This is a genomic window from Faecalibacterium hominis (ex Afrizal et al. 2022) (genome assembly GCF_049545105.1).
Taxonomy (GTDB): domain Bacteria; phylum Bacillota; class Clostridia; order Oscillospirales; family Ruminococcaceae; genus Faecalibacterium; species Faecalibacterium duncaniae.
This window is the reverse complement of the sequence record NZ_CP186860.1, coordinates 173,144-194,647: the sequence shown is the minus strand read 5'-3', so window position 1 is coordinate 194,647 and position 21,504 is coordinate 173,144. Positions and strand designations below refer to the sequence as shown.

Genomic DNA, 21,504 nt, shown 5'->3' with positions numbered 1-21,504 from the left:
CTTTTTGCCAAGGCCGCCCCTATTAGGCAACAACGACGACCGCCGCCAGTGGCGGAAACAGGGAGGAGTTGTTGGGGCCGCGGCCAGCAGGACACGAGTGCTCTGCACGAAGTGGACGCTGGGTGCCGCAACCCGGACAGGTGGCATTGCGAAGCAATGACGGTGGGGTTTATTTCTCTCAGATCTTATAGATTTCCTCCATGAACTGGTCGAGGATATTATCGCCGGTCAGCTTCTTGATGGGCTGGCCGTGGATGAAGAGGACAGCCTCGCCCTTGCCGCCTGCAATGCCGATATCGGCTTCGCGGGCCTCGCCGGGGCCGTTGACCACGCAGCCCATGACGGCCACCTTGATGGATTTCTTATAGCCCTGCAGGCGCTTTTCCACCTCGTTGGCGATCTCGGTGCAGGGGTATTGGGTGCGGCCGCAGGTGGGGCAGGTGATGACCTCGGGGCCAGCCACGGGGAAGCCCACGGCGCGCAGGATGTTGTAGCCTGCTTCCACTTCCTTCTCAGGTTCGGCGGCCAGCGAGACGCGGATGGTATCGCCGATGCCCTCCAGCAGCATCCCGCCGATGCCCATGCCGCTCTTGAGCAGACCCATCTGGTAAGTACCGGCCTCCGTCACGCCCACATGCAGGGGGTAATCGGTCACGGCGCTCAGCTGGCGGTAGGCCTCCATCATGCGGGGCACGTTGGAGTTCTTGATGGAGATGACGATGTTGTTGAAATCGAACTTCTCCAGCAGGCGGACATGGTACAGGGCACTTTCCACCATGGCCTCGGGCACGGGTGCGCCGTACTTTGCCAGGATGTGCTTTTCCAGGCTGCCGCCGTTCACGCCGATGCGGATGGGGATGTTCTTCTGCTGGCAGGCCTGCACCACGGCCTTGACCCGGTCGTCATCGCCGATGTTGCCGGGGTTGATGCGGATCTTGTCCACACCAACGTCGGCGCAGGCCAGCGCTGCCTTGTAGTCAAAGTGGATATCCGCCACGATGGGGATGTTCACCGCGTTCTTCACAGCCTCGATGCACTTGGCATCCGCCGCGCTGGGGCAGGTCACACGCAGGATCTGGCAGCCCGCCGCCTCACAGCGCTTTGCCTGGGCAACGTTGCCCTCAATGTCCTCCACGGGGACATTCAGCATGGTCTGCACCGCAATGGGGTTGTTGCCGCCAATGGTCACATTGCCGATCTTCACTTCTCGTTTCAGCTGCCGCATGGTCGTTTTCCTTTCCGTATCACATTGCCCCGGTAATGAGCCGGAGGATATCGTTGTAAGTTGCAAAAATCATCAGCCCGAACAGCAGCGCAAAGGCTGCCACGATCAGGCCGCTCTGGATCTTTTCGGGCACGGCATGGCCGGTCACGCCCTCAATGAGCAGGAACACCACCTTGCCGCCGTCCAGCGCCGGGAAGGGCAGCAGGTTGAAGATGCCCACATTCACGGTGATGAGCGCAAGCATCTCCAGCAGGTCCTGCCAGCCGTAGCTGGCGGCCTGCCCGATGGCCGTTACGATGCCCACCGGGCCGGAGAGGTCGTTGATGCTCTCCCGCCCCCGCAGCAGGTCGGAGAGGGAGGCAAAGATGATGCGCCCGTAGTAGAGCACACTGTTGCCCGCCTCTTTCAGCACGTTCAGCGGTGTTTTTTTGATGCCGTAGACTGTAAAGCCCAGGCTCATGTGGGTCTCGCCCCTGTCATCCTGCCAGGTGTCGAACTGCACACCGGGCAGCTCCACCTTTTTGCCGTCCCGCAGAACGGTGAAATCGGCGGTGTAGTCCTCCGTGCGCATCAGCTCATAGAGGATATCGTTTGCCACAAAGCAGCGGCGGCCATTCACCGCAAGGATCTTATCCCCTGCCTGCAGGCCGGTCTGGCCGCAGAGGGCGTTCTCCTCCACCTGATAGAGGACCTTGCTGGTGATGGGTTCGTTCTGGGCGGTGATGAGGATGGCCATGACCACAAAGCCCAGCACAAAGTTCATCCCGGCACCCGCCAGCATGATGAGGGCCCGCTGCCAGACAGGGGCCTTATTCAGCGGGATGCCCGAGGGAGAAACCTCTCCGTCAGAGCCTGTCGGCTCTGCCACCTCCCCTGATAGGGGAGGCAAGTCAGGCTTCCCGGCATCCACCTTGGCTCCCCTACTAGGGGAGCTGTCGTCGGAGACGACTGAGAGGTTCTCCTCCGCCTGCTTGCTCTCGGGGCTTTCCTCCCCTTCCAGCGCCACAAAGCCGCCCACGGGCAGGGCGCGGATGCTGTACTGGGTGCCCTTGCGCACCCGCTTGCACAGCACCGGCCCCATGCCGATGGAGAACTCGTTGACCTGCACACCGCAGAGCTTTGCCACCATGAAGTGGCCGAACTCGTGGATGGCGATCACGGCGCTGAACACGAACACCGCAGCAATAAAGGTGACAATAAAAGACATCAGTTCTCCTTACAGGTGCGCTCTCACAAAGGCGCGGGCCATCTTGTCGCACTCATACACATCGGCCAGGGTGTAATCGCCGCCAAAGCTGTCGCTGTCCACAACAGCTTCCACCAGTCGGCCGATATCGAGGAAGCCGATCTTATCCTCGAGGAAGAGCTTGACTGCCTCCTCGTTGGCACCGTTGGCGGCGCAGGGGCCCAGACCGCCCTTCTTGATGGCCTTTTTGCAGGCAGCCAGGCAGCGGAAGGTCTCCTCGTCGGCCACATCGAAGGTCAGCAGCTTCAGGGTGGTAAAGTCCAGCTCGGGCACCACACCGGGCACACGGGCCGGGTAGGTCAGGGCGTACTGGATGGGGATGCGCATATCGGGCACGCCCAGCTGGGCAATGATGGAGTTATCGCTGTACTGCACGGCAGAGTGGACAATGCTCTGGCGCTGCACCACGATCTGGATCTTCTCGGGGGGCAGGCCGAACAGCCAGACCGCCTCGATCAGCTCCAGGCCCTTGTTCATCAGGGTGGCAGAGTCGATGGTGATCTTGGCACCCATGTTCCAGTTGGGGTGCTTGAGGGCATCGGCCTTGGTCTTGCCCCGCAGCTCCTCGGTCTTCATGCCGAAGAAGGGGCCGCCGGAGGCCGTGAGCAGGATCTTGGTCAGGCTCTTGGCGCTCTCCTTGTCCTGCAGGCACTGGAAGATGGCGGAGTGCTCGCTGTCCACAGGCAGCAGCTTCACGCCGTGCTTTGCCACAGCCTGGGTCACCAGGTGACCGCCCGTGACAAGGCTCTCCTTGTTGGCAAGGGCCAGATCGTGACCGCTCTCAATGGCGGTCAGGCTGGCACCCAGACCGGCGATGCCCACCACACTGTTCAGCACCACATCGGGACCGTCCATGGCGGCCAGCTCCTTCAGGCCCTCGGGGCCGATCAGCAGCCGGGGGGCGTTGGCACGGCCCGCCAGAGCCGCGTCCAGCCGGGCGGCGGCATCGGGGTCGGTCATGCAGACATACCGGGGGTGAAACTCCTCGATCTGCTCCAGGATCTTCTCCACATGGCTGTGGGCGGAAAGGCCGAACACCTCATACCCCTGGGCACGGATGACATCCAGGCTCTGGGTGCCGATGGAACCGGTAGAACCCAGCAGCGTGATTTTTTTAGACATAAGCTACCTCCTGCATTCAGTGATAGAAAACAGCGATGACCACCATGGTGACGAACGGCGCAATGAACATGACGCTGTCGAAGCGGTCCAGAATGCCGCCGTGGCCCGGGAAGATGGTGCCATAATCCTTGATGCCGCACTGGCGCTTGACCACGCTGGCGAACAGGTCGCCGTAGATGCCCAGCACAGCGGCCACGCAGGCCAGCAGGGCAATGATCACGTACATCGAAACGCCGATGTTGGTGCGGGTGAACGCCTCCATCCGGTTGGCCGCAATGGAGTAGATGACAGTGGCGATCACGCCGAACACCATGGTGCCCAGCACGCCGCCAATGGCTCCCTCCACGGTCTTTTTGGGGCTGACCACGGGGCAGAGTTTGTGCTTGCCAAAGGCTCTGCCTGCAAAGTAGGCGCAGGTATCGCCGCCCCAGGCAAAGCAGAGGATGAGCAGAATAAAGAACATCGCGTCATAGCCGTAGGTCTCCACCGGCAGCAGCTCCTTCAAACGGATAAAAGAGTAGAAGCAGAAGATCACGATGCCGGAAAACATCACCAGACCGCTGGCTTTTGCAAAATCCACCTGTGCGTTGCGCACCACCAGATAGATGCCGAAGAACAGCACCATCAAAAAGGAGGCCGGCATGACCAGCCGCCGCCACACCTGATAGCTGGACAGCATGATCAGCAGGGTGTAGGGCACGAACACGGCGTACATGGGCCATTCCTTTCTGCCAAAGCCCAGGGCCTTGAAGACCTCGTGGATGGCGATCAGGGTAATGGCGGCAATGACAAAATTGAACACCAGCGTGTCAAAAGTGAACAGCACCCCGATCAGGACGAGGATGCCCACAACTGCGGTTATGATACGAGTTTTCATTCAAATTTCTCCTTTTGGGAATTGCAAGGGTCAGATGCCGCCAAACCGGCGGGAGCGCTTGTTGAACTCCGTGATGGCGGCATCCAGGTCATCACGGGTGAAATCGGGCCAGAGCACATCCATCTCCACCAGTTCGGCGTAAGCGGCCTGCCAGAGCATGAAGTTGGAAAGGCGCTTCTCGCCCGAGGGACGCAGGATGAAATCCGGGTCCTTCTGGCCGGCGGTATACATGTGGTCGCTCATCATCTCTTCGGTGATGTCCTCGGGCTTGAGGGTGCCCTCTGCCACCTGCTGGGCCAGCTGCCGGGCGGCCCGCACGATCTCGGGGCGGCCGCCGTAGTTCACGGCAATGTTCAGGGTCATGCCGGTCTTGGCGGCAGAGTCCTCCTCCAGCTCGTTCATCAGCTTCTGGAGCTTTGCATCCAGCGCGGCCCGGTCGCCCAGGAACTTGATGCGAATGTTGCGGTCCTTATAGTTGAAGCCCTTGAGCAGATACTCGCCGAACAGCTTCATAATGGCGGAGACCTCTTCCAGCGGGCGCTTCCAGTTCTCGGTGGAGAAGGCGTAGAAGGTCACGGACGAAACGCCCAGCTCCTCGCAGTAGTTGGCGATATCCTGAAACACGGCGGCACCCTTTTTGTGGCCCGCGGTGCGGGGCAGGCCCCGCAGCTTGGCCCAGCGGCCGTTGCCGTCCATGATGATGCCGATGGAAAGGCCCTCGGCAAATTCTTTGGGATGGTTCATAATCATTCTCCTGCGTTTGCGGGGCGGGGGTTCCCTGCCCCGGTTTCGGCAAAAAGTGCCGCGCACTCGTTCCAGCGCACGGCACCTCACACGTTTCGTTTCGCCGCGGCGATCAGACGGACATGATCTCCTTCTGCTTTTCCTCAACGGCTGCGTCGATGTTCTTGATATACTTGTCGGTCAGCTTCTGGACCTCTTCTTCCATGGTCTTCTGGGTGTCCTCGGTCAGCTCACCGGCCTTCTTCATGGCCTTGGCCTTGTCCATAGCGTCGCGGCGGACATTGCGCACGGCCACCTTGGCCTCCTCGCCCAGCTTGGCAACTTCCTTTGCCAGCTGCTTGCGGCGCTCCTCGGTGGGGGCTGGGAAGTTCAGGCGGATGGTGGAGCCGTCATCAATGGGGGTGATGCCCACGTCGCTGGCCATGATGGCCTTGGTGATGGCGCGCAGCAGGGTGCGGTCCCAGGGGGTGATGGTCAGGGTGCGGGCCTCGCTCACGGCCACAGAGGCCACCTGCTGGATGGGAGTGGGGGCACCGTAGTAGTCCACGCTCACCTTGTCCAGAACGGCGGGGTTGGCGCGGCCTGCACGCACAGCGGCCAGCTCGCGGTCCAGATGCTCCACGGAGCTCTTCATCTTTTCTTCAAATGCCTTGGTGTTGCTGCTCATTGTCCTTTTCTCCTGTTATATATTGTTCTGCACAGGCGCTGTGATTGCTGCCTGTTCCATTCTATGGTACGGGGATGCGGGCTATGCTCAGCCCTCGTAGACCAGGGTGCCCACATTCTCGCCCTGCACGGCCTTTGCAATGTTGTCCGGGTCGGCCAGGTCAAAAACCAGGATGGGGAGCTTGTTGTCGCGGCAGAGGGTGGCGGCAGTGCCGTCCATCACAGCCAGGCGATCCTCCAGCACCTTGGTAAAGGTCAGGGTGTCGTACTTTTTGGCATCGGGGTACTTGTGGGGGTCCTTGTCATACACGCCGTCCACCATGGTGGCCTTGAACATGATGTCCGCACTCACCTCAACAGCACGCAGAGCCGTGGTGGTGTCGGTAGAGAAGAAGGGGTTGCCGGTGCCGCCGCCGAAGATGGCGATCTTGCCGTCTGCCATGGCCTTCAGGGCATCCTTGCGGGTAAAGGCGGGGGCCACCTGCGGCATGGTGATGGAGGTGAACACCTCGGTCTCCACGCCCAGCTGCTCCAGCTTGTCGGAGACAGCCAGCGCGTTCATCACGGTCGCCAGCATTCCGATCTTGTCGGCCAGGGTGCGCTCCATCTTGCCGCTGGAACGGCCGCGCCAGAAGTTGCCGCCGCCCACCACGATGCCGATCTGCACGCCCAGGTCGTGGGCTTTTTTCACGCCGCCGCAGATCGCGTCCATGGTCGGCTCGTCAAAGCCGGTGCCCTTTTCGCCGCCCAGGGCCTCGCCGCTGATCTTCAGAAGGATCCGCTGATATTTCAATGCCATATCAATACACCACCTAAATCATTTCTCTCATCAGGCCGGAGTTTCCCCTGCCCCTGATTTATTCACCTTATTTTACTATAAAATCGCTTCAAAGTAAACAGGTAAAGTGAACAAGCTCTCCCCATCAAAAAAGCAGACAGCCCGCAGGCCATCTGCTTGGAGGTTCACTTTGCCGGAACAAATTCGATCTTGACCCGCATCCCCATACCGGCAGCCAGCCGCTGCAGGGTGCGAAGCGAAGGATTTCCGTTGCCGCGCTCCAGCTTGCTGATGTCTGTCTGGGCAATGCCGGTGCGCTCGGAAAGCTGTTGCTGGGTCAGTCCGCTTTCCTTCCGGGCGGCAAGGATCGCCTCGATCACAGCAAATTCGGGGTCAAGGGCATCCCACTCTGCCTTAAACTCAGGGTCTTTCATCTGTTCGTTGAGAAAATCATTGAAATTGGTCATTTGGAGCACTCCTTTCGGCTGAGATAATCGGCACGGTACTGCTTTGCAAGTGCGATCTCGGAAGCAGGTGTCTTCTGCGTCTTTTTGACAAAGCCGTTCGTAAGGATGATCCTTCTGCCGATCACAAAAAAGTACAGCACACGGGTAATGTCGGAGCCGAACTTGGTGCGGATCTCAAAAATGCCATCCTCCAGATGCTTGGAGTACGGCTCCCGCAATGAAGGCCCTTCCTCCCGGAGAAGCCCGACCGTGCGCACGACCTTGGCCCGCATTTTCGCATCCAGAGCCAGAATAAACTCTTTCGCCGGTTCGGAGCCATCGGCTTTGTCATAAAATTCGATCTCGTATTCCTGCACGCCGCCGCCTCCATGAAATAGTGGTTTTATCCTATATTCAGTATAGCGGATCAGGCTGCCATTGTCAAGTGGGTTACAGGCAAAATAAAAAGCGCCGATTCTGAACGAATCAGCGCCTTTTCTGCATGGAGCGGGCAATGGGAATCGAACCCACCTCCTCAGCTTGGAAGGCTGATATACTAGCCGATGTACGATGCCCGCGAATGCAGGATAAATTATACCACGTTTTGGCTCAAATGTCCAGTGCTAATTTTTAAGAACCGGACTTCATGCCCAGATAGACGGTGCCCACGCCCGCAGCGATGTTCAGCAGGCCCATGCCGATGCCTGCCACGCTGGAGAAGTAGGTCAGGGTGGAATCAATGATGAGGTTGCCGTTGATGGTGCCTTCCGGCTCAGGGTACTTCTCGGGGTCCTTCTTCTGCAGCTGGACCGCCACACCGGCAATGTTGGAGACATTCAGGTAGGCCAGCATGCTGGTGGCCAGGCCCATAACGGTGGAGCCCAGTGCCATCCAGTTGATGGACAGGCCGCCGCTGATGTACTCCATTTCCTCTTCCGCCAGAGGAGCATAATTCTTGGGATAGTTAATCATGGTTTTGTACCTCCAAATGTGTTTCAAGAGGGGTCATCGTGGTTTCATTATAGGTTCTGCGGCTCCGGCTGTCAAGGGTCGAAACTTCAGCAGACAAAAGCAGCGCCCTCCCTTCTTCAGGGAGAGCGCCGCATTCCGGTTTTCTCTTATTTTTTCTCAGAGCCGTTCTGCTGCTCCTGTTCCTGCTCCCTGCGCAGCTTTTTGATCCGCTTCTTCTCGCTTTCCACATGGGGCCAGGGCCAGGAGAAGCCCTCGTTCTCGCGGCACCATTTGACCAGCGGATAGAACGAGAACGCCAGCCCGAACAGATACAGCAGGACGTAGAGCGCGCCGGAAAGGCTCACCAGTGCGTCCAGCGCGCCGATGAGCGCCATGATCAGGCCCGCCTTCAGGAAGAACAGGCCGTTCTGGCGGCAGTATTCCGGGAAATTCTCCGCCTTGACCGCCTGACGGCCCTGATCTCCCCACACACGGGGGTTCTTCATCACCGAGTAGCCGTAAAAGACCATCATCAGGCCGCAGGTAAGCTGGAATCCAAAAAACATATCACACCTCGCAGGTTTTCAGGGGGACTCAGTCGTCGTAGCCCTCGAACAGGGGCTTCATGGCGGGCAGGAAGTCCAGCGTTGCAAAGTAGTCACGGGGGGTCTCGGCGCGGCGGATGAGGCGGTGAGAGCCGTCCTCGCAGAGCAGGACCTCGGCGCTGCGGAGCTTGCCGTTGTAGTTGTAGCCCATGGCGGAGCCGTGGGCACCGGTGTCGTGGATGTAGATCAGGTCGCCGATGTCGATCTTGGGCAGCATCCGGTCAATGGCGAACTTGTCGTTGTTCTCGCACAGGCCGCCGACCACATCGTATTTGTGGTCGCAGGGGGCGTTCTCCTTGCCCAGCACGGTGATGTGGTGGTAAGCGCCGTACATGGCGGGGCGCATCAGGTTGGCAGCGCAGGCATCCAGACCGATGTACTCCTTGTAGATGTGCTTTTCGTGGATGGCAGTTGCCACCAGCGCACCGTAGGGGCCGGTGGTAAAGCGGCCCATCTCGGTGAAGATGGCCACATCGCCCATCCCTGCGGGCACAAGGATCTCCTCAAACTTCCGGCGCACGCCCTCGCCAATGGCCATGATGTCGTTCTCGGTCTGGTCGGGGCGGTAGGGGATGCCCACGCCGCCGGACAGGTTGATGTAGCCGATGTGGGCACCGGTGGCCTTCTGCACACGGACCGCCAGCTGGAACAGGATGCCTGCCAGCTCGGGGTAATAGGCATCGGAGATGGTGTTGGAGGCCAGGAAGGCATGGATGCCGAAGTTCTTTGCACCCTTTGCCATCAGCTTCTTGTAGCTGTCGATCATCTGCTCCTCGGTCATGCCGTACTTGGCATCGCCGGGCTTGTCCATGACCTGGAAGCCCTCCTCGCTCTCACCCAGCTGGAAAGTCCCGCCCGGGTTGTAGCGGCAGAAGATGTTCTCGGGGGTCCCGGCCACGCGGTCCAGGAAGTCCACCATGGTGGCATCGTCCAGGTTGATGTATGCGCCCAGCTCGTATGCCTTCTTCATGTCCTCCACAGGGGTCTGGTTGGAGGAGAACATGATATCGCTGCCGGTAAAGCCGCAGGCCTCGCTCAGCATCAGCTCGGTCAGGGAGGAGCAGTCCACACCGCAGCCCTCTTCCTTCAGGATCTGCAGGATGATGGGGTTGGGCAGCGCCTTGACGGCAAAATACTCCCGGAAGCCCTTGTTCCAGCTGAAGGCCTTGTTGATGCGGCGGGCGTTCTCACGGATGCCCTTTTCGTCGTAGACGTGGAACGGGGTGGGCACGTCCTGGATGATCTCCTGGGCCTGCTCTTCGGTCAGAAACGGTCTCTTTTCCATAATATACTTCCCTCTCGTTTTTATAGCGCATACGGCTTTGGAGCCGCAGTTGCGAACGTAGTTTACTCCCTCAGTCTGCTTCGCAGACAGCTCCCTCGGAGAGGGAGCCTGACCGCACGGCAAAGCCTCCCTCCCTGAGGGAGGTGGCATCGCGCCAGCGATGACGGAAGGAGTTTACACCTTTAGATTTTTCCGGGTGGGGGTAAAGGTAGGGATCATCTTTTCCAGCTGATCCACCACGCCCTCGTCGTTGTGCTGGGCGGCAGCGGCAAGATCCTGCAGCTGCTGGTAGAACACGGCCAGGTCGATGTCCCGGGGCGATGCCACAAAGATCTTGTTGTGCTCGGTGCGGCGCATCTTGCCCTGCTCCTCGTCCATCATCAGCTCCTCGTAGAGCTTCTCGCCCGGGCGCAGGCCCACGATCTTGATCTCCATATTCACGCCCGGCTCGTAGCCGTAAAAGCGGATGAGCTGCTTGGCCAGATCCATGATCTTGACCGGCTCGCCCATGTCCAGCACATAGATGCTGCCGCCCTCGGCCAGTGCGCCCGCCTGCAGCACCAGCTGGGCCGCCTCAGGAATGGTCATAAAGTAGCGCTCGATGTTGGGGTCGGTCAGGGTGACGGGGCCGCCCTTCTTGATCTGAGCCTCGAACAGCGGGATCACGCTGCCGTGGCTGCCCAGAACGTTGCCAAAGCGGACCGCCACGCACTTCATGTCGGTGTTGCCCGCAAAGGTCTGGATGAGCATCTCACAGATCCGCTTGGTGCAGCCCATCACGCTGGTGGGATTGACCGCCTTGTCGGTGGAAAGCTGGACGAACCGCTCCACGTCGTGCTCGCTGGCGCTGGTGAGCAGGTTCTTGGTGCCCAGCACATTGTTCTTCACGGCTTCAGCGGGGCTGATCTCCATCAGCGGCACATGCTTGTGGGCCGCTGCATGGAACACCACGGTGGGGTGGTAGGTCTCAAATACCTCGTCCAGCCGCTTTTTATCCCGAATGGAGCCGATCAGCACGGTCACAGGGATGTCGCGGCCGTACTTCTGCTGCAGTTCCATCAGCAGCTCGTAGGCGCAGTTCTCATAGATATCAAAGATCAGCAGCTTGCCGGGCCGGAAGCGCATCACCTGGCGGCAGAGCTCGCTGCCAATGGAGCCGCCGCCGCCCGTCACCAGCACGGTCTTGCCGGTGAGGTAGCCGGAGATCTTCTCGTTGTCCAGCGTGACCTCGTCACGGGAGAGGAAATCGGCGGTGTTCAGCTCACGGAACGCGCCCTGCTGGGGGCCGTTGCTGCCCACCAGCTGGGGGTCGCTCAGGATCTGCACCGGGCAGTGGGTGGAAACGCAGAGGTCGATGACATGGTTCAGCCTGCTGCCCCGCAGGGTGGGGATGGCAATGATGATGTTGTGGATGTTGTACTGGGTGCAGAGCTGGGGGATCTGCTCCAGCGTGCCCTTGACCGGCACGCCGTGGATGGTCTGTCCCTGCTTGACCAGGTCATCGTCCACCGCCACAACGGGGTGGCCGTAGCTGCTGTTGGATTTGCAGACATTGATGGCCCAGGCACCGGCCTCGCCCGCGCCCACGATCATCACGGGGCGGTTGGGGTCCTTGTTGGGCACGCCCCGCAGCCGCTCGCCGATGGGATGGTTCAGGAAGAGCCGCCATGCCAGACGGCTGCCCCCCACCAGCAGGAAGATGAGGACAGCGGCCATGGCGTTGGCAGAATCGAACAGCACGCCGTGGACGCAGAAATGGTTCACGAAATAGACCACCCCCGTGGGCACGGCGATCATGCCGCCCAGACGGATGAGGTCACGCTCCCCGGCATACTTCCAGAGCACATGGTACAGCCCGCCCGCCAGAAAGCTGAGCAGGTAGAGCGCCACGATCCAGGGCAGATTCTGGTAGAGCAGGGCACGGTTGTGGGGCCACCAGCTGGCCTCCACCGCGCCGTCGGCCCGGAGCAGCAGGGCAAAGTAAAAGCTGAATATCACGATGGCCGCGTCCAGCAGCACCAGGATCATCCGGCGCAGCAGCACCTGCGGCACAAGCTTCTCTGTTTTCTTCACAAAAATCCTCTTTTGCATCGGGGCGGGATCTGTCCGCACCCGTTTTTCCCGGCGTTGCCGGCCACAGGGTCCAAAGCCCCATGCGCCTGTTCCGCCATAATATCCATTGTATTATACTCAATTCTCCCCCCTGTGTCCAGAACAATTCCGATTCTCCGGGCTTTTCTGCCGCTCCCTGCGGGATTTTTCTGTCCGCAGGATGGCCCGCACCTCTTCGCCCAGCCCCAGCGGCCACTGCACGGCAAGGCAGACTGCCGCCATGCCAAAGCCGCCCGCGCAGAGCGCCGCCAGCCGGATGGGCGTGCTCCCGCTGCCCAGCCACCCCGCCAGCAAGGCGCGCAGGCCCTCGCCCGCCCCCGCCGAGACCAGTGCCGCCAGCGCCGGAGCCCCCAGCCACCGCCAGAGCCTGGGCTGCAGCCCGCTGACGTGCAGCAGACGGGCCGTATTCATCTGGCAGGTATAGGCACTGGACAGCAGGATCACCCATAAAAAGCCCTTCATCCCCCATCTGGGCAGGAGGAACAGCACCCCCGCAATGCGGAGCACCGCGTCCCACAGGCTGTACCGGAACACGGCCTTCTGCTCCCCCATCCCCTTCATGGCACCGTCCACCATGCTTTCCAGATACATCAGCGGCATGGCCGGGCCCAGCACCCGCAGATAGAACCCGGCCTCCTGGCTGTGGTAGAGCAGCAGGGCCAGCGGCTCGCCCCACACCCAGAACAGCGCCCCCGCCAGCGCCGAGAAGCAGCCCGTCAGCCGGAGCATCCGGTCCAGCAGACAGTCCAGCCGGGCGCGTTCGCCCCGGATGTGGGCCTGGGTGATCTCAGGCATCAGCAGCACCGAAAGGCTCCCCAGCAGCCCAAAGGGAAAGGTGAGCAGAGGCAGGGCCATCCCCTTCAGGCTGCCGTACTGGGCCACCGCGGCACTGCGGCCCCCGGCATCCAGCAGGCAGACCGTCAGGCAGGCGGGCACCAGCATGTTCTCCGCCGTGTGCAGGGCGCTGGCAAGGCACCGCCCGCCCTCCACCGGCCACAGGATCTCCCAGAGCCGCCGGGCAGGGTCGGCAGGCCGTCGGGCCTTTTCTGCGCCGAACGCACGCACCGCCTCCCCACGGTAAAACAGCAGCAGGATGCAGGCCGACACCGCCTCGCTCACTGCCGTGGCGGCCAGCACCGCCGTGCAGCGGGCGCTCACGTCCGGCGCGCTCCCCCCTTCCAACGCGTACCAGATGATCCCGATCCGCACGCTCTGCTCCACCAGCTGGCTCAGCACGTTGGGCTCCACCCGCCGCCGGGCGATAAAGAACCCCCGCAGCACAGCCGAGAGAGCCATCCAGGGCATCCCGAAGGCCGACACCCGCAGCGCGCCCGCTGCCCGCACGTCTCCCAGCCACCACCGGGCAGCAGCCCCGGCCAGCCCATACTGCGCCGCCATGGCCGCCGCGCCCAGCAGCAGCCCCGTGCCCGCCAGACGCACCAGCATCCCCCGCGCCTGTGCCCGGCTCCGGGCCAGCTCCTCGGCCATCAGCCGGGTGGCCGCCACCGAGACCCCCGCCGTTGCCAGCGTGACAAAGAGCGAGTAGACCGCCAGCACCAGCTGGTACAGCCCCATCCCCTCGCCGCCCAGGGCGTTGGCCAGATAGATGCGCAGGCCCATCCCGGCCAGCCGCAGCAGGACATCCGCCCCGGTCAGGAGGGCGGCGTTTTTCAGGTAGCTCTGCCCCATGGTCTTCCTCCTTCCCCCGCACAGGCGTTCGGTTCAGTGTATGCGGCCTTTCCCGGGCAATATGCACTCTTGTGAAGATGAGCGCCTCTGTGGGTTGTTTCCCACCCGGTTTTATGGTATGATATGGGTTGGTCAAGACGATCTGTCTAATTAAGATAAAGGAGAAAAGGTTAGAGTATGAGCGAAGAATGTACCCATGACTGTTCCACCTGCGGGGCAGCATGTTCTTCCCGCACCGCCGCACCTGAGCACGATGCCCCCAACCCCAACAGCAGCGTGAAAAAGGTCATCGGCGTTGTTTCGGGCAAAGGCGGTGTCGGCAAGAGCATGACCAGTGCCCTGCTGGCCTGCGCCATGGCCCGCCGGGGCTACCACTGCGGCATCCTGGATGCCGACATCACCGGCCCGTCCATTCCCAAGCTGTTCGGCATCCATGGCCGTGCCATGGCCGATGAAAAGGGCTGCTGGCCCATCCAGAGCCGGATGGGCATTGATGTGATGAGCATCAACCTGCTGGTCGAGAACGAGGAGGACCCCGTTGTGTGGCGCGGCCCCGTGATCGCCGGTGCGGTCAAGCAGTTCTGGACCGATGTGGTCTGGAAGGACGTAGACTTCCTGTTTGTGGACATGCCTCCGGGAACCGGTGACGTGCCCCTGACTGTGTTCCAGAGCCTGCCCGTGGACGGCATCGTGGTCGTTGCCAGCCCCCAGGAGCTGGTCAGCATGATTGTGGCCAAGGCCGTGAACATGGCCGAGATGATGAAGGTGCCCATGCTGGGCATCGTGGAGAACATGAGCTACATCGTCTGCCCCGACTGCGGCAAGAAGATCAGCGTGTTCGGCGAGAGCCATGTGGATGAGGTGGCTGCAAAGCACGGCCTGCCCGTGCTGGCCAAGTGCCCCATCGATCCCCAGCTGGCTGCCTGCTCCGATGCCGGCATGATCGAGGCCTACCCCGGCCAGTACCTTGAGGGTGCCGCCGATGCCTGCGAGAAGCTGCTGAAGAAGTAAATCATGCACCTGTCCCCCGCCAGCGCCAGCCGCCTGCGGGGGATTTTTTGAATATCCCTGCAGAAAGGAGAACGCAAATGCCGAACGAACTCAGGATCGGCCGGGTGTACCGGCACTTCAAGGGCGACTTTTATCTGGTAGAGGCCGTTGCCAACGATTCCGAAACGGGGGAGCCTTTTGTGGTCTACCGCAAGCTCTACGGGGACGGCGGGCTCTGGCTGCGGCCCCTTGCCATGTTCCTCAGCCCCGTGGACAGGGCAAAATACCCCGATGCCGCGCAGGAATATCGCTTTGAATTGCAGGAGATCCCCAGCGCCGCCGGGCACTGACGCTGTGAAGCGGATTCATTTTTATTTTGGTTTCACTGAAACATTTTCCGATTTCCTCTATTGTAAATCGCTGCACAAAGCTTTATAATGATAAAGCGCTCTGTGATAGTGGGCAGAGCGAGTGTAAATTATGGGAAAAGGAGTATTCTATTATGCTGACGAATGAATACCTGAAGCGCGTTTACGATGGCCTTGCACAGCGCAATGCCAATGAGCCTGAGTTCCTGCAGGCTGTCCGCGAGGTGCTGGAGAGCATCCAGCCCGTGGTGGAGAAGCATCCCGAGTACGAGAAGGCCGGCCTGATCGAGCGTCTGGTCGAGCCCGAGCGCATCATCACCTTCCGTGTGCCCTGGGTCGATGATCAGGGCAAGGTCCAGGTGAACCGCGGCTACCGCGTCCAGTTCAACAGCGCCATCGGCCCCTACAAGGGCGGTCTGCGCTTCCATCCCTCTGTCAACCAGGGCATCCTGAAGTTCCTGGGCTTTGAGCAGACCTTCAAGAACAGCCTGACCACCCTGCCCATGGGCGGCGGCAAGGGCGGCTCTGACTTTGACCCCCATGGCAAGAGCGACATGGAAGTCATGCGTTTCTGCCAGAGCTTTATGACCGAGCTGTACCGCCACATCGGCCAGTTCGTGGACTGCCCCGCCGGTGATATCGGTGTCGGCGGCCGCGAGGTTGGCTACATGTTCGGCCAGTACAAGCGCCTGACCAACAGCTTCCAGGGCGGTATGCTCACCGGCAAGGGCCTGACCTTCGGCGGCTCTCTGGCCCGTACCGAGGCCACCGGCTACGGCCTGTGCTACTTCACCGCCGAGGCTCTGAAGTGTATGCGCAACGACAGCTTTGAGGGCAAGACCGTGGTCATCTCCGGCTCCGGCAATGTTGCCATCTATGCCTGCCAGAAGGCTCAGTCTCTGGGCGCAAAGGTCGTTACCATGTCCGATTCCAACGGCTACGTCTACGACCCCAACGGCATTGATCTGGCTTACGTCAAGGAGCTGAAGGAAGTCCGCCGCGGCCGCATCAAGGAGTATGCCGAGACCCACGCCGGTGTAACCTACGTTGCCGACTGCTCCAAGGTCTGGACTGTCCCCTGCGACATCGCCCTGCCCTGCGCGACCCAGAACGAGATCAACAAGGAGTCCGCTGAGGCTCTGGTCAAGAACGGCTGCACCGTTGTCTGCGAGGGCGCAAACATGCCCAGCACGCCCGAGGCCATCGAGGTCTACCTGTCCAACGGTGTCCTGTACGGACCCGCAAAGGCAGCAAACGCCGGCGGCGTGGCCACCTCCGGCCTGGAGATGAGCCAGAACTCCGAGCGTCTGAGCTGGACCTTCGAAGAGGTCGATGCAAAGCTGAAGGGCATCATGGAGGGCATCTTCCACGCTTCCTATGACGCTTCCGTTGCCGCTGGTTCCGAGGGCAACCTGATGGTCGGTGCAAACTGCGCCGGTTTCCTGAAGGTGGCCACCGCCATGATGGCACAGGGCATCACCTACTAAGCATTCCTTTTCAGAGGGCTGCATCCGAAGGGGTGCGGCCCCCTTTTTTTCCCTGCATATTTCCTCTGTCCGTTGTCCATACTCCCTTTGCCAGAAAGCGAAGGGAGTATTTTTATGGATGAGCAGATGTTTTGTTTCCAATGTGAGCAGGCGGCCAACGGGACTGCCTGTACCGGTCGGGCAGGCGTGTGCGGGAAATCGGCTCCGACCGCAGCGGCGCAGGACCGGCTGACCGGTGCCCTGATCCGGTATGCGGAGCAGCTCATTGGCGAAGGCCGTGCTCCGGCTCCGGAGCAGGCTTTGCTGCTGATGCAGGGGCTGTTCACCACCATCACCAATGTAAATTTTGACGAGCACACCGTCGGGCAGCTGATCGAGAAGATCCACGCCGCCTGTCCGGGCATTGCCGAGGACTATGATATGCAGCAGCTCTGGCAGGAGCCTGACCCGGATGTGCGAAGCCTGAAATGCTTTGTGCTGTTCAGCCTGCGGGGAATGGCCGCTTATAACTATCATGCTCGGGTGCTGGGCCGCATCGACCCGGAGCTGGACAAATTTTACTGTACCGCCCTGAAGGCAGTGGGCACCTCGGGGCTATCCATGGAGGAGCTTTGGCTCCTGGTGCAAAAGACCGGAGAAGCCAGCTTCCGCACCATGGAACTGCTGGATCATGCCAACACCGGTGCTTTTGGCGAACCGGAACCGACAGAAGTCCCTCTGACCATCGAGAAAGGGCCTTTCATCGTCATTTCCGGCCACGACCTTTACGACACCCAGCAGCTTTTGGCCCAGACCGAGGGCAAGGGCATCAACGTTTATACCCACTCGGAACTCCTGCCCGCCCACGGTTATCCGGAGCTGAAAAAGCGCTATTCGCACCTCAAGGGAAATTTCGGCACCGCCTGGCAGAACCAGCAGTCGGAGTTTGAGGACATCCCCGCCCCCATCCTCTTCACCACAAACTGTATCATGCCGCTGCGCCCCAGCTACGCCGACCGGGTCTTTACCACCTCGGTGGTCTCCTATCCCGGGGTGCCGCACATCGGGGAGGACCGGGACTTCACCCCCGTCATCCGGAAAGCGCTGGAACTGGGCGGTTACCCGGAGGATACCATCATCCCGGGCATGAACGGCGGCAAAACGGTCACCACCGGCTTTGCCCGTCACGCCGTTCTGGAACACGCCGAAGAGATCGTGGAGGCCGTGAAAAGCGGGCAGATCCGTCACTTCTTTCTGGTGGGCGGCTGTGACGGCACCCGGCCTTCCCGCCGCTACTACACCGAGTTCGCCCGGCTGACACCGCCGGATACGGTCATTCTGACCCTTGCCTGCGGAAAATTCCGGCTGAACGATCTGCCTCTGGGCACAGTGCCCGGCACTGGCCTGCCCCGCATCCTCGATGTGGGCCAGTGCAACGACGCATACAGCGCCATCCGGATCGCACTGGCTCTGGCCGATGCCTTCGGCTGCACCGTCAACGACCTGCCGCTCTCGCTGGTGCTCTGCTGGTTCGAGCAGAAGGCAGTCTGCATCCTGATCGCACTGCTGGCTTTGGGCATCCGGAACATCCGCCTCGGCCCCACCCTCCCGGCCTTTCTCTCTCCGGGGGTCGTGCAGGAGCTTCAGCGGCGCTATGACCTGAAAGCCATTACGACCCCGGAAGAGGACCTGCGGGCCATTCTGGGACACTGACTGCCGCCGCAGGGAATTTCTTGCTTCGTTTCTGCTATGCTCCCGGGATTTCCCGGGAGTTTTTCTTGTGTCGAAACTTTTTCATAATTTCTGGGAATTTCCGGCGCATGGATAAGCTTTCACTCCTGTGCAGGAATCATTTTCCGGAGAAACTCCGGCGCGGTTCCCCGCCGCTTCAAAAATTTGGATCTTTCGGTTTCAAATTCGTTTGAACCTCTTGTATTTCCGAACATCCGATGCTACTATATTAGCAGTACACAAAATGTACTATATTTTAGAAAGAGGAGGAGAAAAAATTATGAAAAAGAGATGGTTCGTAGTGATACTTACCATCGGATTGCTGCTTCATGTTCTGCCGCTGAGTGTACTTGCACTGAGCCCCGACCCCACCATCACGGATTCGGACGGCACCATTCTGGACTGGAGTGACCTTTCCACCGTCCCCTACTCCCTTGATGATTCGCAGGAACAGGAACTTCCTGTTCCCGACCTTTCGGAGACGGGCTCGGAGAAAAGTCTTGCGGATGCGGACAACGATGAAGAAGCAGCGGATGACCGGCCCACAGTGAATCTCACCCCCAAAACTCCTGACGAGGAATCGGGTGGCGATGACCCTGCGGACGACGACGACAGCACCACAAGCCCCACAACCCAGGCTGTGTGCAAGATCGACAAGATCGACGATACGTACTACTACTCCACACTGGACGATGCAATCACTGCCGCGACGGATGGTGATCAGATCGACCTGCTGGCGAACATTGAGCTGTATGAAGGTCTTACGTTCGATAACAAGACCCTGACCATTTCCGGCGGCGGTACCCGCACGCTGACGCTGAACCAGAACGGTATGTATGCATCGCACAGTGATATCACGTTTAAAGATCTTACGCTGAATATCTATGCGCATACTCATACCCATGAAGGTGGCGCAGGAGGAACGGCCAACCTGATCAGCAACTCGAATCTGAGACTGAACAACGTCAACTTTACGTTGATCCCGGATGGAAGCTGCGGCAGCGGCATCTATCTGTATCAGAAGAGCAACCTGTATCTGGATGGATCATACGCCGTGATCCGTGGTGTCTCTAATTATCGTGCAAGTGGTATCTACGCCGATGACTCGGAATTTAAAGGACAACCTAACCGTGAGATCAAGATCAACAACTCTTATCTTGAGATCACAGGCTGTGCCCATGCGGCCATGACGATCGATCCGATCGACATCACACTGTCCAGTTCAAATGTCGTGGTGATGGACAACGGCAAATCCGATCCTGATGGCTACGGCTTCGGCATTGGCTGCTATGGCGGTAAGCTGACCATGGAATCCTCGACCCTGACCGCCACCGGAAACACCGGCGCATGGTATGGCTACGCTGTTTTCGTTGATGGCCTTGACGTGGATTCCGGTTCTACCCTTGATATCCGCGACAATGGCGGTTCCGGCCTTGGTGTCGGCGGCATTGGCGTGATCCAAGGCGGTTCGCAGGTCATCTGCGACGGCAACGGCACAAATGACCCGGGCTACGGCTCTGGCGGTTTGTATGTGTATGCAGGCGCCGACCTGACCATTGAAAGTGGTGCAAACGTCTCCGTATGTCAGAACAAGGGCCTGGCTGCCATCGTGAACAGCTGTAAGCTGCACATCCAGAATGGTGCCAATGTTTCAGTGGACAACAATGCTAAGCTCGGTATCTACAACAGTTACGATTCCTATCTGACGATTGAGTCCGGTGCAAATGTCACCGCCAACCACAACGGTGCCCATGGCATCTACAATCAAGTGATGGGTGATCTGAAGCAGGGTGCTTTTCTGATAGAAAGCGGTGCAAATGTCACTGCCAACTACAATACGGTGTCCGGTATCGTCAACTGCAATCTCTTCACCGTGGAAAAGGGTGCCAATCTGCAGGTGGAATACAACAGCAACTGCGGTATCCAAAACGATGAGCATGCGACGCTGAACCTGCTGGCCGGCAGTGTACGCTATAACCATGCCGGTTCTGTAGGCGGCGGACTTGTGAACTCTGGCACTGCGATTCTTTCAGACGATGTAGAGCTGTACAACAATCACGCAAGGCTTTCTGGTGACGACATCTACAACGCAGACGGTGCCACCATCACCTTTGGCGATACCGGCAAAGGCTGGGCGCTGGACGGCGAACCGGACTGCTATGATTTCATTACCGGCTGGTACGACGACTATGAAACCACCCGCTGGAACGCCCACGGGGACGAAGCGGATCTGCACATGGTTCTCGTCGCACCCGTCAATTCTTACACCGGCCCCCTGTCCCTCAAGGCCGCACACGGCAGCATCGGCAGCCTGACCGTCTGCAAAGAGACGCTCGGGGAACTGCTGCCGAGCGACTATGACACCGCGTTCACCTTTGAGCTCACGCTGGACGATGATACCATCACCACGATCGACGACAAATGGTGCGGTGTCCCGTTCAAAAACGGCAAGGCATCCTTCACCCTGAAAAGCGGCGAGAGCATCACGCTCTCGAACCTGCCCGCAGGCATCGGCTATACCATCACCGAAACCGCTCAGGACGGCTGGACCCTGCTGAATCTCAACCCTGCAGAGACCGGCGTTGTGCCCCAGAACGACACCGCCAAGGTCGTCTTTACCAACCTGAAGAACAGCCCGGACACCCCCTATGTTCCGGTCGTTCCCGTAGACCCGGAGACCCCCGAGATCCCCGAGGAGCCTGAGGGGCCGGAGACCCCCGAGACCCCCGAGGAGCCTGAGGAACCCGAGATCCCCGAGGAAACCGAGGAAACCGAGGCCCCCGGCGAGCTGCCTGCGGAGAAACCGGCTCAGACTGACACGTCCGCGTCGTTGGCCCAGCCGGAGGAAACGCCCACGCAGAACACCACGACCGTGACCCTGATCCAGACCGGTACCACCGATTGGCTGGCTGCCGTGCTTCTGATCTTTGGCATCGGTCTGTTGGTATGCGGGTGGTTCTTCGACCGCAAACAGCGCGCCGCAAAGCACTAAGGACAGAAACGCCCTGCAATCATACGCAAACCGCCGCATCCCCTGCCCCAGACCGGCAGCCGGATGCGGCGGTTTTTTCAAGGTTTTGATGAAATGCGTTCATCATTCCATCAAACCGCACAAGATGACCGGACTTCAGGGCATCAAGTTTGGCGCAGCTGTCACTTGAACATCTCTCACCATCCGCTATAATAGAATCATCGGAACAAAG

At 60.1% G+C, this 21,504-nt stretch carries 19 protein-coding genes and 1 tRNA gene; 5 read left to right on the top strand and 15 right to left on the bottom strand.

Features of this window, described 5'->3' with window-relative positions; genetic code table 11:
* Positions 1-178 precede the first annotated feature (178 nt).
* The 15 genes from ispG to ACKXGA_RS00925 form a co-directional block, all read right to left on the bottom strand.
* A complete protein-coding gene (ispG, locus tag ACKXGA_RS00995; protein WP_005933865.1) occupies positions 179-1,225 on the bottom strand; it encodes a flavodoxin-dependent (E)-4-hydroxy-3-methylbut-2-enyl-diphosphate synthase in 1,047 nt (348 codons plus the stop codon).
* Positions 1,226-1,244: 19 nt separating this feature from the next.
* On the bottom strand, positions 1,245-2,432 hold the full coding sequence (locus ACKXGA_RS00990) for a M50 family metallopeptidase (RefSeq protein WP_423729875.1): 1,188 nt from the start codon (positions 2,430-2,432) through the stop codon (positions 1,245-1,247).
* A gap of 9 nt (positions 2,433-2,441) precedes the next feature.
* Positions 2,442-3,593, bottom strand: coding sequence for a 1-deoxy-D-xylulose-5-phosphate reductoisomerase (gene dxr, locus ACKXGA_RS00985; RefSeq protein ID WP_423729874.1), 1,152 nt, complete (start codon positions 3,591-3,593; stop codon positions 2,442-2,444).
* Positions 3,594-3,609: 16 nt separating this feature from the next.
* Complete coding sequence (locus ACKXGA_RS00980; RefSeq protein WP_317393483.1) at positions 3,610-4,470, bottom strand: phosphatidate cytidylyltransferase; 861 nt, start codon at positions 4,468-4,470, stop codon at positions 3,610-3,612.
* Between the two features lie 30 nt (positions 4,471-4,500).
* Positions 4,501-5,214, bottom strand: coding sequence for a polyprenyl diphosphate synthase (gene uppS, locus ACKXGA_RS00975; RefSeq protein WP_423729873.1), 714 nt, complete (start codon positions 5,212-5,214; stop codon positions 4,501-4,503).
* A gap of 112 nt (positions 5,215-5,326) precedes the next feature.
* Positions 5,327-5,881, bottom strand: a complete 555-nt coding sequence (frr, locus tag ACKXGA_RS00970; protein ID WP_097772273.1) for a ribosome recycling factor — start codon at positions 5,879-5,881, stop codon at positions 5,327-5,329.
* Between the two features lie 87 nt (positions 5,882-5,968).
* Entirely contained in the window at positions 5,969-6,679 is a 711-nt protein-coding gene (gene pyrH, locus ACKXGA_RS00965; protein WP_005933880.1) for a UMP kinase, read from the bottom strand.
* A gap of 164 nt (positions 6,680-6,843) precedes the next feature.
* The gene (locus tag ACKXGA_RS00960; protein WP_035394514.1) at positions 6,844-7,125 is read right to left on the bottom strand and encodes a helix-turn-helix domain-containing protein; all 282 of its coding nucleotides are present in this window, start codon (positions 7,123-7,125) and stop codon (positions 6,844-6,846) included.
* The gene (locus ACKXGA_RS00955) at positions 7,122-7,481 is read right to left on the bottom strand and encodes a type II toxin-antitoxin system RelE/ParE family toxin (RefSeq protein WP_156057749.1); all 360 of its coding nucleotides are present in this window, start codon (positions 7,479-7,481) and stop codon (positions 7,122-7,124) included. The genes ACKXGA_RS00960 and ACKXGA_RS00955 overlap by 4 nt, the downstream gene beginning before the upstream one ends.
* Positions 7,482-7,607: 126 nt before the next feature.
* Positions 7,608-7,682: transfer RNA gene (locus tag ACKXGA_RS00950), tRNA-Gly, on the bottom strand.
* Positions 7,683-7,734: 52 nt separating this feature from the next.
* The gene (locus ACKXGA_RS00945) at positions 7,735-8,076 is read right to left on the bottom strand and encodes a hypothetical protein (protein WP_423729872.1); all 342 of its coding nucleotides are present in this window, start codon (positions 8,074-8,076) and stop codon (positions 7,735-7,737) included.
* Between the two features lie 146 nt (positions 8,077-8,222).
* Positions 8,223-8,621: a hypothetical protein gene (locus tag ACKXGA_RS00940; RefSeq protein WP_097770729.1), complete on the bottom strand. Its 399-nt coding sequence runs from the start codon at positions 8,619-8,621 to the stop codon at positions 8,223-8,225.
* Positions 8,622-8,649: 28 nt separating this feature from the next.
* A complete protein-coding gene (locus tag ACKXGA_RS00935) occupies positions 8,650-9,945 on the bottom strand; it encodes a diaminopimelate decarboxylase family protein (RefSeq protein ID WP_423729871.1) in 1,296 nt (431 codons plus the stop codon).
* Between the two features lie 174 nt (positions 9,946-10,119).
* Positions 10,120-12,018, bottom strand: a complete 1,899-nt coding sequence (locus ACKXGA_RS00930; protein WP_097770727.1) for a polysaccharide biosynthesis protein — start codon at positions 12,016-12,018, stop codon at positions 10,120-10,122.
* Positions 12,019-12,135: 117 nt separating this feature from the next.
* Entirely contained in the window at positions 12,136-13,746 is a 1,611-nt protein-coding gene (locus ACKXGA_RS00925) for an oligosaccharide flippase family protein (RefSeq protein ID WP_423729870.1), read from the bottom strand.
* A gap of 177 nt (positions 13,747-13,923) precedes the next feature.
* Here ACKXGA_RS00925 and ACKXGA_RS00920 point away from each other — a divergent pair, with 177 nt between their 5' ends.
* The 5 genes from ACKXGA_RS00920 (at position 13,924) to ACKXGA_RS00900 (ending at position 21,293) form a co-directional block, all read left to right on the top strand.
* Positions 13,924-14,757: an Mrp/NBP35 family ATP-binding protein gene (locus tag ACKXGA_RS00920; RefSeq protein WP_154276326.1), complete on the top strand. Its 834-nt coding sequence runs from the start codon at positions 13,924-13,926 to the stop codon at positions 14,755-14,757.
* A 77-nt stretch (positions 14,758-14,834) separates the two neighbouring features.
* Positions 14,835-15,086, top strand: coding sequence for a DUF1653 domain-containing protein (locus ACKXGA_RS00915; protein ID WP_097770725.1), 252 nt, complete (start codon positions 14,835-14,837; stop codon positions 15,084-15,086).
* A gap of 152 nt (positions 15,087-15,238) precedes the next feature.
* Positions 15,239-16,591, top strand: coding sequence for an NADP-specific glutamate dehydrogenase (gene gdhA, locus ACKXGA_RS00910; RefSeq protein WP_097772279.1), 1,353 nt, complete (start codon positions 15,239-15,241; stop codon positions 16,589-16,591).
* A gap of 114 nt (positions 16,592-16,705) precedes the next feature.
* Positions 16,706-18,283 (top strand): hydroxylamine reductase, encoded by a 1,578-nt coding sequence (gene hcp / locus ACKXGA_RS00905; RefSeq protein WP_423729869.1) that lies wholly within the window; start codon positions 16,706-16,708, stop codon positions 18,281-18,283.
* Between the two features lie 298 nt (positions 18,284-18,581).
* The gene (locus ACKXGA_RS00900; protein ID WP_423729868.1) at positions 18,582-21,293 is read left to right on the top strand and encodes a DUF7601 domain-containing protein; all 2,712 of its coding nucleotides are present in this window, start codon (positions 18,582-18,584) and stop codon (positions 21,291-21,293) included.
* The last annotated feature ends 211 nt before the right edge of the window (positions 21,294-21,504 follow it).